The organism is Streptomyces sp. RKAG293, from assembly GCF_023701745.1.
Taxonomy (GTDB): Bacteria; Actinomycetota; Actinomycetes; order Streptomycetales; family Streptomycetaceae; genus Actinacidiphila.
This window is the reverse complement of record NZ_JAJOZB010000001.1, coordinates 1,388,011-1,402,723: the sequence shown is the minus strand read 5'-3', so window position 1 is coordinate 1,402,723 and position 14,713 is coordinate 1,388,011. Positions and strand designations below refer to the sequence as shown.

Genomic DNA, 14,713 nt, shown 5'->3' with positions numbered 1-14,713 from the left:
CCTACCTACAGCAGAGGAGAGCAAACTATGTCCGTGGAGCGCTACACACCCGACGACCACAACCTCATACCGATGCGGGACAGGGCACCGATGCAGGAGATACGAGCCCTGGAGCGGACGGCTCGGCAAGCGATCTTCCTGACACGACTTGAGGGCGCCGTGAAAGCACTTCGCCTGGAAATCGCCCTGGGCCTCCGCGAGGTGCAGATGGAAAAGCACGTCGAGCTCATGGAACGCATCATGGGCGTGCTGGTCAAAAACGAAAACCCCCGTGTGCAACAGGCTCTGGAGAACGTCTTTGACGAGTGGGAGCGCGACAGTAACCGCATCATCGGAGGGGGCTTCTGATGACGGAGATTCAAGTACTCGGGTTCTGCGTCCTGTCGCCCATCGCAGTGCTGATCTGCGCCGTAATAAGTTCGTTGTTCGAGGGCAATGGGGCCTCAGAAGCAGCCAAAGACAAGCTACTAGAAGACAACATGCGGTATCAGCGAGACGAGGCCATCAGAAACATTGCGGCGAACGAAGTGCGGGTACACCAACGGCTCAACGATCTGGAACGCAAAGCCCAAGAGAAAATAGATCGTATTATGGGTGAGTGATTCTAGTTTGGTTCGACATCGCTGTCACTTTCAGCGGCCTGCTCATTGGAGGTCTCTTCGTCACACGAAATTGGGGACAACATCAATTGGACACCGGCCATGCCACGTACCACCTCACCTTCCCGCGCGAGCTCAAGCACGACGACGCGGCGTTACTCTTCACCTCGCTCCGGGGGCTGTACCGGCCCGTGCGTCGTGTGGGTGAACCCTTCGGCCGCAACACGATTGCCTTTGAAGTCCTGGCGACCCACACAGGCATTCACTACCTGATCAGCTTCCCGCCGAACGTGGCGGACATCGTGCGCGGCCACCTCTCCGGTGTCATACCCGGCATACGGGTTGAAGAGGTGGCCCAGCAACCTCGGCGCTGGAACTACGCCATTGAGCTTGCCCGCCGTGACGTCATCGTGGAGGACGAGCACGGGGCCTTCAAGGAGATACATCCCGACCCCCGACTCGTCCCGGTGTTGCTCCGTAGCATGACCGACTTGCACGAAAATGAAGCCGTCATCGTCCAGTTCGTCATGACGCCCATCGGCAACGTCATCGACCCCAAGCAAGACTCTGCCTTCTGGGTAGTGGGGCGGCTGGCGGCATCTGGCAACGACATCCGCGCCAAAGCCCTCATCAAACGCACGCTCTCGGCCTACAGCGGCTTGCAAGTCTTCCAGGCGCGCAAGCTCCGCACGGAGTGGACGACCCGAGTTAACAACCGCTCTGCTCCAACCATCCGTTGGCCCGGACAACTCAAAGCCCACGCCCTGGCTGTCGTGTGCGCCCTCCCCATCGGGACGCCGCAAGTACCGGGACTGGCACTTGGGCAAAGCCGTAGGTTGGCAGCCGGCCGAGACATGCCGCGGGACGGTATCCGGGTGGGAGTGAGTAACTACCCTGGCGATACGCGCGACCTGACGATGTCGGTGGATGCGCTCACACGCCATATGCATGTCCTAGGAGCCACGGCAACCGGCAAGACGACCGTACTAGAGAATCTGTTTCTTCAGACGGTTCAGAGCGGCTCTGGTGGCGTCTTCATCGACCCACATGGCGATGCGGCGAACAACATAGTTGACCGCATCCCCCACCACCGTCTCAACGATGTGGTGTGGTTCAACCCGGCAGACAGTAGCCGCTCGATCTCGCTCAACGTCTTCGCTGGCGACCCGTACATCGTCATGGACCAAATCCTGGCCGTCTTCGACAAGTTGTATGACATCCACCGCTTGCCCCAGACGGCCGATGTGCTGCGGTCGAGTGTGCTCACCCTTGCCCAGGCCGGTATGACCCTCATGGACATACCCGCGCTACTGGGAGTAGACGCAGCTTCCAACACCTTCCGGCACCGGCTAACGAAGGACTTGGACGACCCAGCGCTAAAGAACTTCTGGCAGTGGTACAACGGCCAATCTCCAAACCGGCAACTCGACGTCACCGCGCCCGTGTTGCGGCGGCTGCGGGCCTTTGAAGTCCGGCCGAACCTTCGGGCCTGCCTCGGGCAAGCCGGGAGGGGCCTCGACCTTGAAGCTATTATTCGGCAGCGCAAAATCCTGATTGTCTCACTCAGCAAGGGTCAACTCGGCGATGAAACGTCCCGACTGTTTGGGGCATTGCTCGTCGCGAAGGTACTGCAAGCCGCCCAAGGCCGTAGTGCCATCCCCGTGCATGAGCGCTCCCCTTTCGCTGTCTTCATCGACGAGTTCCAGAATTACGTCAGCACTCCAACTAACTTCGCCGATGTGTTGGCCGAGTCGCGTAAATACGGCGTCGGCTTCGTGCTGGCGCATCAGTACATGAGCCAGCTCTCACCCAACATAAGGGATTCCATCATGCCTAACACCCGCTCCAAAATCGTGTTCCCCTGCTCGGCCGCTGACGCACTCGTCATAGCGCGCGAGTTGGCGTGTGAGCTCACCGCCGCCGACTTTCAGACCCTCGAAAAGTTTGAGGTGGTGGTGAAGCTCGACGGCGGCGTGGCGGCTACTGCCCGAACGTTCCCGCCGACTCCATCACTTGGAACCAGGCAAACAGCTATTGAGAAGTCAAACAGCCGATATGGCCGGAGCATTGATGAAGTCCTCGGCGACCAGCGCAAGAGGCAGGGCCAGACAGCCACCACGGCGGCCCCGGAGGTGGCTTGGTGACGGTATGCATCGCTGTATGGATCGGTGTATGGATCGCGAGACACCCCATAGGGCCGCTGGCCGGGTCAAACGGGCCGCGCAACGGCCGGACTGGGGGCGCCTGGTGACCCCTCATTCCCCACTCTCCCCCCGCCACCTGTCCATCGTCCAAACCGTCCTCGACTTCCACCAAGTCACCACGAGCCAAATATCCCGACTCCACTTCTACCGGGACGGCACCGACCGGTCACGCCCTACTCGGGTCCAACGCACTCTGAGAAGTCTGGTACTAAAGGGCGCGATAAAGCGGATGCCGGGCGTACGTTGGGTTGGCGGCTTTGAAGGTGGCAGCGGCGGTTACGTCTACATCCCGCCGACGAGCGCGGCCCGTTCCCGCCGGATGCACACGCACGACATCGTTGAACTTCGGGTGCAACTTGCCATGGCTGAGCATGACGGACTGTGCGGGCCCGTGAGATTCCACCCAGAAGAGCAATCCGCTTTGACGGTTGGCATGACGCCCCTTCGGCCAGACGCCCGGGTGCAAATTCAGCTCGGCGACAACTTGCGGGACTGCTTCATCGAAGTGGACGAGGGTAGCGAGTGGGGCCAGAAGATTCCCGCAAAGCTCAGGGCGTACACCGCCGCGCACCAGCAATGGACTGGGGGGAGGTTCCCCGCTGTTGTGTTCGTCGTGCCCGACAGCACGCGGGCGCGCTACATCCAGCGAAAGATTAACGACCACGGCGGCGCGGACTTGTTTCGCCTTACTCAACTCGACGACGCCGCACAGTTTCTCACCACCTAGGAGGCATGATGCAAGAGGTTTTGATCGAGGACGTTGCGAACCAACTGGGCCTGTTGTATTCTCTGGCAACCGATCTCAGGGCGGCCTATTACGACTACGCGGATACCGTGCGAGGGTCGATAGCCCTGGCCGCAGACGGTACGGATGGCCAGCTGCACGATATCTATCAACAGATCGGCCAGCTTGAGCACGCTATCGGCGCGGTCATTTTCGAGCTTGCCAGATTGAAGCAGCAGGAGCCGCAGCAAGAAGAGCGCGAGTGGGGCTAGAACGTGTCCAATCCAGCGGAGTTGGACATAACTGACACAATGTCACGTTTTTAGTATGCTCAATATGCGGCCGAGAGAAGGGAACTTGTATGGCTGACTCTTCGCCTGGCCGCAGTTGGGCGCGGCTAGGATTTGGTGTAGGAATCGTGGCATCTATTGCCGCCAACGTTGCCCATAGCTACCTCAGACCGAGCAAGGCGGCTGCCACCTGGACGCCGCAAGCGGGCGCCATCGTGGCGGCGGCATTCTGGCCGGTGGCGCTGCTAATTTCCATCGAAGTCATCTCACGCGTGCACTGGCCGGACGGTTGGTTGTGGAAACTCGTGCGGCACGGCGGCCTAACTGCCGTTGCCGGGATCGCCGCTGTGATCTCGTATCGCCACATGGCCGCGCTCCTGGCGGCCTACGGCGAGGACCCCGTGAGCGCGGCAATCGGGCCCGTGGCCGTGGATGGCTTCATGGCCGTCTGTTCAGGTGCTTTGCTGGCCATCGGGCACACAGCGGCCCGGCAGGCGCTCCATGATCGACTGCCGCAGATTGCCGGGCCGGACCCCCTGCCCGACCTTGATCCATTGCCGCCGCCAACGGCGGCCGCAGCGGCAGTCGATCTTGTAAAAGTAGCCGAGTCCCCGCAAGATCATCTGCCGCCAGACGGTACTGACTCCCCCCAGGAGCCAGAGAAGCCGCAAGATCACTCGGCGGCACTGCCGCCGCCGGCCGATTCTGGGCACGGCATTCAGTGGGCCAGAACTGGGCCCAAACGGCAGCGGCTCCATGCCATCGGGCGGCAGGAAGAGGCTCAACGGGCTTACCTCCACAGCCTCAGGAGCGGCAACCCACTCACCGGCAAGGAGCTCGGCGAGCTGTTCAACCGGGGAGAACGGTGGGGCCGCACCATCATCGCGGAGGTCAAACCGTCGCCCACACCCGAGTCCGAGAAGCAACCCGCCGCCGCCTCGTAAGAGGTTGTGGCACCCGGCCCCGTTCATCCAGAGCGGGGCCTCGGCTGTGTAGGTGCTGCCCCGGGCGATACGGTGACGCCCCAACAGTTGGTCGTACTCCTGGGGGCATCCATGGCACAGAAGCGCGAGCGCGTATTTCATCGGGTGCTGGAACTGCCGGACGGGCGTAAGGCCCGGGTGTCGGCGTATGACGACGGGTCGGTCCGCTTCGGGCTCACAGACACTCCCTACGTGCTTCAGGAAGCGTTCTTGGGTGGCATGGACGATGAAGCCGTAGTGATGCTGTCGCCCGGCGGACAAGGCAGTAAGGCCATGCACGGCAGGGTGCAGATGCCAGCAGAAGACGACAGTTGAGCCGGACGCCCGTTCATGCCTCACGGAGGACCTGAGTGAACGTTGCAGCGTTGGCGTTATCCATCACGGCCGTGGTCGTGTCGGTACTGGTGTCCCTCCGGCAACTCACGCTGGCCCGCCACTCCAACACGTTGCCGGTTGTCATTGGGCTCTTCCGCGAGCATCGGGACGACTACCTCACCGAGGCGCGGACTTTCGTCTACTGGGAGCTCGACACCTTCGATCTCTCGCAGGGGCTCGACGCCCTCCCGCCGGCCAAACAGAAGCTCGTGCGCGACCTCGCCTGGTTCTATGACAACGTCGGCGCTCTGGTCACGCACAACGTGGTCGACGTGGAGCCCGTCTCGGGGTACTTGGGCGGTTCCGTCATCCTGATTTGGGAGAAGATGGAGCCGCTGATTCAAGCGGAGCGCGCGAGGCGAAGTCCCTCCCTGCAAGACCCCACCCGCTGGCAGATCTACTTCGAGAATTTGTACCATTTGGTGCGGGAGACATCGCCGTCCGAAGCCAGGTCGCGCGAGAAGCGGTGGCGGCTGTAGTCATCGCGCCGTCCGCGGCCCAAAGGGAGCCTAATCGGGGTCGCCCACGCGACGGAACGTCGTCTTGCCTGCTTGAGCTGCGGGGTACCGCACTGCTAAATCTGAGCCGTAACGCCCTGGCTTGTATGGTGCCATGTGTTGACAAAGCGTCTCGTTTATTGTGTCGCCCGTCATCCCTTACAAGCCGTTTTAGACTCGCGCGGGGCTGCACGCTCGGCGAACGCTCCTGACGATGCAAGCGCCTCAACCTGAATGATTTCAATCCGGCGAAGCCAGCGGCCGAAGGTCGCTCACCCCCCCAAACCGACGGTCCGTAGGACCCGAGGTTAACCAAGCGAAGCACGGTAGGTAGCTGAAGCGGCTCCAGGAGGACATGAAGGGGGCCTCTACGGCCACACTGGTGCCCTACCTGCTCGGCAACGTCCGAGTACGATTTCCTTTGTCTAACGCTCGTGGGGGAGCCTACTAACAACTACTCCGCGCCCAGGTCCGGCATTACCGCGTATGTTTCGTTGTTAGGGGGTGTGGCCGGGACGCTCTCGTCTGGGTGGCTCCATTTGACTGCGGGGGTCCGTTTGCTAGGCAGTGACGTTTACCCGAAGATAATTCCTTGTCGTTTTGCGCCCACGCGCTAGGTTCTGGTGGCAGTGGCGAAGCTGAGGTATCGACGTTTTCCCAGTTCGTCAGGCTCGAAGGCCGCCCGGGGGCCGACATAGAGAAGGCCCCGACAAGTCGGGGCCGCAGTGCGAAAAACGTGTGATTACATAAATCTTAACACACCACCCGTGGGAATCAAGCCTTTTGTTTGGCTTTCCATGGGACGCACTAGAACCCGTCTTGTGGGCTAGTGCGAAAAAGGTAATCACACGTTTTCCGAACTAGCTTAGTGTCAGCATAATGGTAATGTTTACAACAATCAATAGCGGTATGGGTTGGGATGTCGCTTTCTACTTCCCTTTTCTGCTCGGGTAATGCCGCTTAACGTACTCCTCTAGCGCCTGGTCGATGATCTGCCAGGGCTTCCGGCCTTCGAGGTAGGCCATATCGCCTAGCTGGGTATGACGCGACGGGTACATGGCTGACGTCCGCGCGATGAGCTTCTCGGCCTCATCAACCTCAGTGATGAATGGAACGCGGCTTTCGGTACTGCCCACTTTCGATTTTTTTCGTGGCTTCACTGGAGAGGTTTGCTCTTGGGGCCTTGGCTCATCGACAGCCTCCGCCAAGGGCTGCTCACTCTGTTCAGGTTCCGCACTGCTGGCTATTGCAACGCTCTTAGGCTTTGGCTTGCCAAATGGGTCAAAGTCTACGAAGGGGGCCGACTTGGCGCCGGTTCCGCGTAATTTGTCGTAGGTTGAACTACCCATTGATGAATGTCTCCGCAAGCTGCATGTATGGTTGCGTGGCCTCATCTGAGGGCCGAGCAACGACCGCAGGCACGCCGTTATTGTTGGCCCAGTTGTAGAGTGTTCTGCGTGGCACTCGGAACGGGTAGATATGGCCCGAATACTGGTCCATGCTGTCCACCTCCTCTTTCGAGAAGAGCGTATTGTCGGTCTTCGTGAACAGGATGCCGTGGATTGTGAGGTTAGGGTTAGAGTTCAGCTGAACCTCCCGGAAAGTCTTGAACGCGTGGACTAATCCGTCGTCGTTAAACGCACCCAACTCGTAGGGGATGAGCATATCGTCGCCAGCCGATAACGCCGCGAGTGTTAACGGGCCTGGGTTAGGGGCCGTATCAATGACGATGTAGTCATAAGACGTCTCAAATATCTTTAGAAGACCGGCAATGCTCTGCATGGCGTCTACTGGGTCATCGCCCATGCCGAGCTGAGCTAGCGCCGTCTGAACGGCCATACCCATTTCTGTATTACCTAGCTTCTCGTGGGATGGCAACACGTCTAGGGACTGATCTTGGGCATACTGGTTCCATGCTTTCGATACGACGGCATCCTTAACGTTAATTGCTCGCCCAGCGAGGATGTCTCTTACGGTAAGGGTTATAGCCTCGCGGTCGACGCCCATGGCGCGAGTAGCATTCCCCTGTGAATCCAGATCGACCAGTAGAACTCGCTTGCCGAGAAGCATCAAGGCGCCAGCTAAGTTCACTGCTGTCGTGGTCTTACCGGAGCCCCCCTTGCGGATGGCCACTACTATCTTTCTTGCCACTGCCATCATGCGTGCCTGCGGTTACTTATTGCTCAATGATAACCGCAATAAATAACTAAAGCAATAAATAGTCATTTAGCTAACTATTTAGTTATTTATTTAAATAGTTATTGATTTAGTTATTTATTGCGCGCACAATGGAGAAGTAAGAAAAGGCACCGCATATGCAATCCCCAAAAGAACTCAACGCCTATAGAACCTTCGTTGCGATGCGGCTCGGCCTCGACGTAAGCACATGCGACAGAACGCGTGAGGCCACGTGGGTGCATCTTGCACACCGCCTCATGGAGAGCGACGAGCAGGCGCGGCGCGTACGTGCGACAGCCTGACCGCTCCGCCGCTACCACGGAAGGCCGTACTTGCCGCCAGGGAGGCAACCGCGGCCGTATCTACTCATGACAGCGGCCCGAGAAGGAACACGCCTTCTCGGGCCGCTGTACGCAGGCCGGCGGGGGACTGCCTCCCCACACGGAAGCACCCCCGACGCCGGAGCCAAGGCTCCGGGCTCCTCAGGGAAGGAACCCACTACGGCGTCGGGGGTGCGTTTGGTGGGCCAACTACGGCCAGGGGTCTATGGGTACCGATGCCCTCACTATCGCGAGCATGGGCACCCCGTACACAGCTATTTGCACCTGGCCGTCACGGGTAAGGAAGCCCACGGCCCACTCACCGCCCAGCTCCATCGTGCGAACAGCGCTGCGGAGGTCTTCACTTGCACCAATCCAACCGCGCGACTCCAGGAAGCCGCCCTTCCCACTCTGGGGCAGCTCGCGCATCTGGTGGTACATCCAGCGCAGGCCCTCGGAGGGGGAGTGGACGAGCCGGTATGCCAGGTGCACCGGGGTCGTGGTGTCGTCGCCTCTATGTACGGACCGGAGGTAGTGGCACCAGTAGCCAAGGCCGAGCGGCTTATCCATGTGCCCGCCCCTGCCGGACTCGGCTCGTAGTGAGGGGATCGTTCTGCGGGTAGGCCCCGCCGCCGTTACGTGGCGGCGGTAGCGGGAGTTCGGCGCTGCTTGCTACTACGTCAGACGGCATTGGGTGGCCGGGGAGCAGGAGCTTGGCGTAGACGCTCTTTCCCGATGTGGGCGTCGGGTAGGTGTAGCCCCACTCGGCGCTTAGGGCTTCTACGAGAAGCAGGCCACGCCCGCCCGCCAGGGTGGGGGAAGGCTGGCGGCGTACCGGCGGTGTGCGGTCCCCGTCGTACACATAGATGAGCAAGTACCCGGGCGTGTACCAGAGAGTTATTACGCAGCTCTCCGACGACCTGGCCGTCGCCCAGGGTGGCGGAGCGTCCGGCTTCTTGGTGTGCCGGACGGCGTTTGTGACCAGCTCGGAGATTACGAGTAAGGCGTCGTTGGCGGCTTCCTCTGGGATGGCCCACTTCCCCAGTACATCCCGCGCATGTGCGCGCGCCCAACGCGCCGCCGTGTCCTCGCAGGCCAGCTCTAAGCGGCTGTGCTGCGGTGAAGGGTGGTTCGGCACGATCTGCCCCCAGTGGATCGGGGTTGGCTGTTACGTTCTTTGCACGAGTCTCCTCTGTTAGCACGACATCGCGCAATAGCATCATGCCATGCAATTGCATGTGCGCTTGCTACAGCGACGGATTGTGACGACACTGGTCGGTATGACGACAACCAGCCCAGTGGTACGCCGCAGGCGTCTTGGCCTGGAGCTTCGTGCGCTTCGCGAGGCCGCTGGACTCAACGGGGACGAGGCCGCCAAGCGGCTCCGTTGGTCGAACTCGAAGCTCTCGCGCATCGAGCTGGGACGTACTCGGGTGGTGGCGGCAGACGTCGCACAACTGGTCGATCTGTACGGCGTAAAGGACCAGGCGCGCAAAGACGAGCTGGCCGTACTGGTGCGCGAAGCCAACCGCAAAGGGTGGTGGCAGCTCTACAGCGACGTTCCCTACTCCACGTACATCGGGCTGGAAGCTGAAGCCACGACGCTACTGACCTACCAGCACGTCATCCCCGGCCTCTTTCAAACCGAGGAGTACGCGGAAGCGATCAACCGCGACCCGGTTGCCGGGGTGACAGACGACGGCCTCGATCAACAGCTCGAAGTGCGGATGCAGCGGCAAGGCATCCTCTCCAAGCGGCCCAACCCCGTTGAGGTTCGGGCCGTGTTGGACGAGGCGGCTTTGCGTCGCGTTGTCGGCGGCCAAGAAGTGATGCGGGCTCAGTTGCTCAAGCTGTTGGAGCTGGGCACCCTTCCCAACGTCATCATCCAAGTGATCCCGTTCTCGGCCGGAGCGCACCCGGGTACGAGGGTAGGGCCGTTCGTCATCCTCCAGTACACCCACCCCGCTGACCCCGATGTGATCTACATCGAGAGCGACAGCGACCCTTACCCTGACCGCGAGGGCACCGCCCAGCGGTACGGCCTCATCTTCGACAACCTCCGGTCGAGTGCCATGAGTGTTGCCGGAACCAAAGCCATGATTCAGAAGCTGGTGGACGAGCAGTGATAGAGAGGAAGGTGCGGGCAATGAACGTTGACCTCACCCGCGCCGAGTGGCGCAAGGCCCGCGCAAGCCAGGCAAACGGGGAGTGCGTCGAGGTGGCCTTTATCGACGACGTAGTGGCTATGCGGGACAGCAAGGATACAACCGGGCCGGTACTCGTCTTCACCGCGCGCGAGTGGGCCGCCTTCAAGGGCGGCGTGCAAGCGGGAGAGTTCGACAACTGACCCTCTAGGCGCCCAGACAGAAGCCCCCGGCCGGCAGATGCGGTCGGGGGCTTCTGTCTTGCGAGCGCAGCTGTTAATCCGTATGGGAACTGCACCCGACTAGACTTGCCCGCCCATGTGGGGCAAACCTAGGGGAAGAATACCGCTCTGGAGCATCCGTCGGCGAGCGCCTTGACCCGAGCAGGCGAACTCCTGCCACTGATAGTTACGTGCGTGGCCGAGCGGCGGCTTCACTACCCGGTGCGGTCAACCGCATCCGCGGGAGCCGGTACAGCGCCTCAATGTCGAGATCCTCGGCTTCGGCCTGCACCACGGCCGTTTGATTCTTCGCGCGCTTTACCAGGGCGTCAGCGAGTGCTTTTGCCAGGTTTAGTAGCTGCCATACACCCTGCGCGTCCGTCGATGTGTGACGCATCGACAGAGTGGCGATGCCTTCAACCTGCCGGACTGATCCCGCGTCGGGTGACAAGATGGCACCCACGCCTACCTGCTCAAAGGGATTTACAGAGTGGGCGATATGCTTGTCGCGTAGCATCAGGATGAGTTTGTGGAACTCCAACACCTCGCCTTCGAGCGGGAGTGACGTGATGTCAGCGTTTTGAAGCCGGTGTTCTCGTTTGCCATCCTTGAAGCAGCGGGCGTAGGCGATCACCGCAGCCGACCAGAGGGCATCCGTCAGCACGGCGTCTCGCTCGTCCTCCGGGCCGTTCATGAGAGTGAGCAGGCGAGAGCAACATCCCTCTACGAAGCGCAGGTCCTGAAGGATCGCCAACATGCTGCCGAGATTCTGGGCAGACGGTAGGTCGAGCTCGACGGTCGGGAGCGGCACGGTCTCTTCCATGTGAACTGCCTTCTCTTCTGGGCTTCATGGCGTCTGCTACTACGAGTCCAGGTTGTCCCACTCGTCACCCAACACCCAACGCAGCGCCGACAACTTCCCGCTCACCATGCCCCATTCAAAGTCAGAGTAGGGGCCAAGGTTCTCCTTGCCGTATTTGGCCTCCATCTCGCGGCAAGCTGCCCGCATGGTGGCGATAACGGCGTCAGAGAAGGACGCATCACCAGCCGCGAGGCGCTCCTCAAGGATCATCTTGCGGTTGTACCAAACCCGATCAAAGAGCTCCTGTTCCGCCTCGATCACCTCCGCTTCGATGCGCATCTCGGTTCGAAGGTACCGGTTGATGAACTCATCGCGCCCTTCAAGGAGACGCGCAATATTGGGCCGCTCCCAGTACCGCACGCGGAACGGTGGCCGGTTGTTCACCTCGTAGGACTTTAGGAAGTCCTTGCACGGATTCGAGAGAAAGTTGCTGGCGACCACCAACGCGACATCGGCTCGCTCCGCCGTGGCCCAGCTGAGAAGTCCGGCGATTTTGTCCGGCGGGACGCCCCGCTGGTAGTGCTTGCAGTCGACGAACCACGTCTCTAGGTACTGCCGTCCATCCAACTCCTCCCGGGGGAGTTGGGCGACGATGTCACGCCCTGAGTCGCTGGGGCTGGCCACCAAGCCCGTTCCCTTACGCCAATCCAGATTGACGAACCCAACCTCGCGCATGAGCTCAAAGCAGAACTCTTCGAACTGGGTCTCGTCCATGTCGTCGTAGGGCATGTCGGCCATCATGCGTGCACAGTAGCCGCCGGGCCTCGCCCCGGTGGTGTGTACGAGTAACCGCCGCTTGACAGTGCTGCCGACTATCGTTGGTAGATGCCGCGTTCGGTGGGTGCGTAGCCGCACCACTTGGGCCCGACCGGCTGCCTTCTCGGTACCTAGCAAGGTGGTCACGTGGTCATCAACACCGTCGACACGGCAGTGAAGGACGCCAGCATCGTTGCCAAGTGGGTGCGCGCCGCCTGGGGGTGGGGGAGGGAGAAAGCCCGTGGCGACCATCACGCGATCACCGGCGCAGGCGGTATGGGACGCGGCCACACCGGGCGCTTCGTGGTCCAGGTCTGCGTGGCTCCGAGCCGGATGGTCAAGCCGGTGCCGTCGACGGCCTTCCCGGCGCGTGCCAATGCGCTCGCCCGGGAAGTGTTCGGTGAGCTGCCGTATACGGTGGACTACTCCGGCCCCATCATGGCGCGATTCGTTGTAAAGGGACCGCCTGAGTACGTTGCCCACCAACTTCATCAGCTCGTGGTTCATGCCACGGGGCTCGTCGACTTGAGCTGGGGACTGACGATGGGCGTGGTGGACGAGGTGGCCGACCCGCTGCCCGTCACTGAGGTGGTCGGCGTAGTGGTCCGCCTTCACGGCGTCGTCCAGGGCGCGGTGTACCGCAACCTCTACCGCAAGCGCCGGGGTGAGAACCGCCGGCGGCTGGACTGGCGGATCGGAGTGACGGGCACGACCAGCACCAACAACGGGCAAGTGGGGTGGACGCGACTAGACATCCCTGGTTCTGACGCCTTCACCAAAGCCGAGAACCGGTGGCCGGACTGCCCCATGAATGGCTTCGCCGCGGACCGCCTACTCTCGCGTAAATGCACTGCACCCACCCGCGACGTCGTCCGGCCGATGCTGGAGGAGCTGCTCCTCCACGCGGGCTACATGGACGCGCACGCCTGCGTTGAGGTGATCGAGCCCCTTCTAGGGCTGGATACCGCGCCGCGCCCGGCGCTCGCTTGAACAGAGGAAGATGCGACGCCGCACGATGGTGTGAAGAAATGCCACGGTAGACGAAGGTGGTTACGCTTTATAGAGCAACGTTTTCGATGTATAGTACGGGCAATTTATCGGCAGGAAAGGGAACTTAATGCCTACCGGATCTCGATTCGATCGATTCATCAGCAATATTGCCGTTACAAGCACTGAGCTCACTGACGCCAAAACCAAGTTGAACGGGGTCGGCAGCAAGCTCCATAGTCGCTATTATGGAACGACCTACGACGGCTCTACGGTGAAGCTCATCGGGTCGTACGGAAAGCAGACTCAGGTTCGGCCGCCACGTGACGTGGACATCCTTTTCATCATGCCCGTGGCTGAATACCACCGATACAGCAGCTACTCGGGGAACGGTCAATCCCAGCTCTTGCAGGACATCAAAGCTGTAATCCAACAGCGTTACCCTACTACCGACAAAATCCGTGGCGACGGACAGGTTGTTGTGGTGCCGTTTTCGGGTGGGCATACGGTTGAGCTGCTTCCCGCATGGCATAGCAACGGCAAGTTCATCATCCCCAACACACACAATGGTGGTAGCTGGAAACTCGTAGACCACGACGCCGAGATTGCAAATATCGCTGACTCTGATACCGCTACCAACGGGCAAACCCGGAGTCTCATTGAAATGATGAAGATCTGGCAGGCCAACTGCGCAGTCCCTATCAAGTCTCTGGTGTTGGAGCTCAGAGCAGTCAACTTCCTTAAGGATTGGGAGCATCGCGGCAAGGGCAGCACGTACTACGACTACATGGTGCGTGACTTTCTCGAAGAGCTCATTAAGCACGCCAACGCGACATGCAAAATCCCCGGGATTGACGAGAAGTACAACTACGGAGACGACTGGCTGAGCAAAGCCGAGATGGCGCTTGGTCGGGCCAAGAAGGCGTGCAACTACGAGCCGGATGACGTATGGGCCACCGAGGAGTGGCAGAAGATCTTTGGGTTCCAATATGCTGGGTAATCAGGCGCCCGAGGGCGCAAACGTTCAGGTGATCCGGGAGAGTTTTGGCCGGGTCGTCTACTCCCACAAGACCCATGAGAAGGCGCGGGAAATCGCGTCGACCAGAGCAGTGGTCGTGAAGTGGATCAATATCGGGCTCACGGCGTTGACATCCACATCGATCCTGGGCACGGTCATCACCGACCAAAAAGCCCTGCTTTACGTCAGCGTGGGTCTAGCGACCCTGGCTCTCGCGTTCACTATTTTTCAGCTGAGTTTCGATCCGGCCAAAGAGGCTGAGCGGCACCGCAGTGCGGCCAATGAGCTCTGGTATGTACGAGAGAAGTACGTTCACTTGTTGAGCGACATTGCTACCGAACCTGCTTCGGTGGACATCGTGAAACGCCGAGATGAGCTGATCGAGGAGCTTAAAGCTATCTACAAGCTCGCTCCTGACACCACCGGCCGAGCTTACCGACGGGCGCAGACGGCTCTTCAGATCAACGAGGATTTGACGTTCACTAACGAGGAGATCAATCGCTTTTTGCCGGATAGTCTGCGTGTTGATTGATGCGCTCAGTCTGAAGGTGCGAT

18 protein-coding genes are annotated in these 14,713 nt (G+C 60.5%); 13 read left to right on the top strand and 5 right to left on the bottom strand.

The window, feature by feature from the left end; all coding sequences use genetic code 11:
- Positions 1 to 33 precede the first annotated feature (33 nt).
- The 8 genes from LNW72_RS06210 (at position 34) to LNW72_RS06175 (ending at position 5,654) form a co-directional block, all read left to right on the top strand.
- Entirely contained in the window at positions 34 to 348 is a 315-nt protein-coding gene (locus LNW72_RS06210; RefSeq protein WP_250974453.1) for a hypothetical protein, read from the top strand.
- Positions 348 to 602: a hypothetical protein gene (locus LNW72_RS06205; RefSeq protein WP_250974452.1), complete on the top strand. Its 255-nt coding sequence runs from the start codon at positions 348 to 350 to the stop codon at positions 600 to 602. Before LNW72_RS06210 ends, LNW72_RS06205 begins: the two co-directional genes overlap by 1 nt.
- Entirely contained in the window at positions 599 to 2,743 is a 2,145-nt protein-coding gene (locus LNW72_RS41570; RefSeq protein WP_250974451.1) for a type IV secretion system DNA-binding domain-containing protein, read from the top strand. Before LNW72_RS06205 ends, LNW72_RS41570 begins: the two co-directional genes overlap by 4 nt.
- 289 nt (positions 2,744 to 3,032) lie before the next feature.
- Complete coding sequence (locus tag LNW72_RS06195) at positions 3,033 to 3,530, top strand: replication-relaxation family protein (RefSeq protein WP_250974450.1); 498 nt, start codon at positions 3,033 to 3,035, stop codon at positions 3,528 to 3,530.
- A gap of 5 nt (positions 3,531 to 3,535) precedes the next feature.
- Positions 3,536 to 3,799: a hypothetical protein gene (locus LNW72_RS06190; protein ID WP_250974449.1), complete on the top strand. Its 264-nt coding sequence runs from the start codon at positions 3,536 to 3,538 to the stop codon at positions 3,797 to 3,799.
- 146 nt (positions 3,800 to 3,945) lie between these two features.
- Positions 3,946 to 4,761, top strand: a complete 816-nt coding sequence (locus LNW72_RS06185) for a hypothetical protein (RefSeq protein WP_250974448.1) — start codon at positions 3,946 to 3,948, stop codon at positions 4,759 to 4,761.
- 111 nt (positions 4,762 to 4,872) lie between these two features.
- Entirely contained in the window at positions 4,873 to 5,115 is a 243-nt protein-coding gene (locus LNW72_RS06180) for a hypothetical protein (RefSeq protein WP_250974447.1), read from the top strand.
- A 35-nt stretch (positions 5,116 to 5,150) separates the two neighbouring features.
- Positions 5,151 to 5,654 (top strand): hypothetical protein, encoded by a 504-nt coding sequence (locus LNW72_RS06175; protein ID WP_250974446.1) that lies wholly within the window; start codon positions 5,151 to 5,153, stop codon positions 5,652 to 5,654.
- Positions 5,655 to 6,601: 947 nt separating this feature from the next.
- Here LNW72_RS06175 and LNW72_RS06170 read toward each other — a convergent pair.
- The 3 genes from LNW72_RS06170 to LNW72_RS42045 all read right to left on the bottom strand — a co-directional run bounded on the left by LNW72_RS06170 (position 6,602) and on the right by LNW72_RS42045 (position 9,308).
- Positions 6,602 to 7,021, bottom strand: coding sequence for a hypothetical protein (locus LNW72_RS06170; protein WP_250974445.1), 420 nt, complete (start codon positions 7,019 to 7,021; stop codon positions 6,602 to 6,604).
- The gene (locus LNW72_RS06165; RefSeq protein ID WP_285370088.1) at positions 7,014 to 7,829 is read right to left on the bottom strand and encodes a ParA family protein; all 816 of its coding nucleotides are present in this window, start codon (positions 7,827 to 7,829) and stop codon (positions 7,014 to 7,016) included. The genes LNW72_RS06170 and LNW72_RS06165 overlap by 8 nt, the downstream gene beginning before the upstream one ends.
- Positions 7,830 to 8,732: 903 nt before the next feature.
- Positions 8,733 to 9,308: an ATP-binding protein gene (locus LNW72_RS42045; protein WP_374117153.1), complete on the bottom strand. Its 576-nt coding sequence runs from the start codon at positions 9,306 to 9,308 to the stop codon at positions 8,733 to 8,735.
- 88 nt (positions 9,309 to 9,396) lie between these two features.
- On the opposite strand from LNW72_RS42045, the gene LNW72_RS06160 reads away from it, so the two are divergent.
- Both LNW72_RS06160 and LNW72_RS06155 read left to right on the top strand, forming a co-directional pair.
- Complete coding sequence (locus LNW72_RS06160) at positions 9,397 to 10,296, top strand: helix-turn-helix transcriptional regulator (RefSeq protein ID WP_250974443.1); 900 nt, start codon at positions 9,397 to 9,399, stop codon at positions 10,294 to 10,296.
- A 20-nt stretch (positions 10,297 to 10,316) separates the two neighbouring features.
- Positions 10,317 to 10,517 (top strand): DUF397 domain-containing protein, encoded by a 201-nt coding sequence (locus LNW72_RS06155; RefSeq protein ID WP_250974442.1) that lies wholly within the window; start codon positions 10,317 to 10,319, stop codon positions 10,515 to 10,517.
- Positions 10,518 to 10,722: 205 nt separating this feature from the next.
- Here the strand turns inward: LNW72_RS06155 and LNW72_RS06150 are convergent, their stop codons facing one another.
- Positions 10,723 to 11,358, bottom strand: a complete 636-nt coding sequence (locus tag LNW72_RS06150) for a hypothetical protein (protein WP_250974441.1) — start codon at positions 11,356 to 11,358, stop codon at positions 10,723 to 10,725.
- A gap of 39 nt (positions 11,359 to 11,397) precedes the next feature.
- Positions 11,398 to 12,138: a restriction endonuclease gene (locus LNW72_RS06145; RefSeq protein ID WP_250974440.1), complete on the bottom strand. Its 741-nt coding sequence runs from the start codon at positions 12,136 to 12,138 to the stop codon at positions 11,398 to 11,400.
- A 162-nt stretch (positions 12,139 to 12,300) separates the two neighbouring features.
- Here LNW72_RS06145 and LNW72_RS06140 point away from each other — a divergent pair, with 162 nt between their 5' ends.
- From LNW72_RS06140 to LNW72_RS06130, 3 genes are all read left to right on the top strand, one after another.
- The gene (locus tag LNW72_RS06140) at positions 12,301 to 13,143 is read left to right on the top strand and encodes a hypothetical protein (protein WP_250974439.1); all 843 of its coding nucleotides are present in this window, start codon (positions 12,301 to 12,303) and stop codon (positions 13,141 to 13,143) included.
- A gap of 127 nt (positions 13,144 to 13,270) precedes the next feature.
- Positions 13,271 to 14,140 (top strand): nucleotidyltransferase, encoded by an 870-nt coding sequence (locus LNW72_RS06135; RefSeq protein WP_250974438.1) that lies wholly within the window; start codon positions 13,271 to 13,273, stop codon positions 14,138 to 14,140.
- Positions 14,130 to 14,690, top strand: a complete 561-nt coding sequence (locus tag LNW72_RS06130) for an SLATT domain-containing protein (RefSeq protein WP_250974437.1) — start codon at positions 14,130 to 14,132, stop codon at positions 14,688 to 14,690. Before LNW72_RS06135 ends, LNW72_RS06130 begins: the two co-directional genes overlap by 11 nt.
- Positions 14,691 to 14,713 lie beyond the last annotated feature (23 nt).

What these genes read in the sequence shown, in the direction of transcription:
- LNW72_RS06195 (WP_250974450.1), top strand. Translation starts at nt 3,033, where the DNA reads ATGCCGGGCGTACGTTGGGTTGGCGGCTTTGAAGGTGGCAGCGGCGGT.
- LNW72_RS06190 (WP_250974449.1), top strand. Translation starts at nt 3,536, where the DNA reads ATGATGCAAGAGGTTTTGATCGAGGACGTTGCGAACCAACTGGGCCTG.
- LNW72_RS06145 (WP_250974440.1), bottom strand. Translation starts at nt 12,138, where the DNA reads ATGATGGCCGACATGCCCTACGACGACATGGACGAGACCCAGTTCGAA.
- LNW72_RS06135 (WP_250974438.1), top strand. Translation starts at nt 13,271, where the DNA reads ATGCCTACCGGATCTCGATTCGATCGATTCATCAGCAATATTGCCGTT.
- LNW72_RS06150 (WP_250974441.1), bottom strand. Translation starts at nt 11,358, where the DNA reads ATGGAAGAGACCGTGCCGCTCCCGACCGTCGAGCTCGACCTACCGTCT.
- LNW72_RS06170 (WP_250974445.1), bottom strand. Translation starts at nt 7,021, where the DNA reads ATGGGTAGTTCAACCTACGACAAATTACGCGGAACCGGCGCCAAGTCG.
- LNW72_RS06205 (WP_250974452.1), top strand. Translation starts at nt 348, where the DNA reads ATGACGGAGATTCAAGTACTCGGGTTCTGCGTCCTGTCGCCCATCGCA.
- LNW72_RS06180 (WP_250974447.1), top strand. Translation starts at nt 4,873, where the DNA reads ATGGCACAGAAGCGCGAGCGCGTATTTCATCGGGTGCTGGAACTGCCG.
- LNW72_RS06160 (WP_250974443.1), top strand. Translation starts at nt 9,397, where the DNA reads ATGCAATTGCATGTGCGCTTGCTACAGCGACGGATTGTGACGACACTG.
- LNW72_RS06130 (WP_250974437.1), top strand. Translation starts at nt 14,130, where the DNA reads ATGCTGGGTAATCAGGCGCCCGAGGGCGCAAACGTTCAGGTGATCCGG.
- LNW72_RS06165 (WP_285370088.1), bottom strand. Translation starts at nt 7,829, where the DNA reads ATGGCAGTGGCAAGAAAGATAGTAGTGGCCATCCGCAAGGGGGGCTCC.
- LNW72_RS06155 (WP_250974442.1), top strand. Translation starts at nt 10,317, where the DNA reads ATGAACGTTGACCTCACCCGCGCCGAGTGGCGCAAGGCCCGCGCAAGC.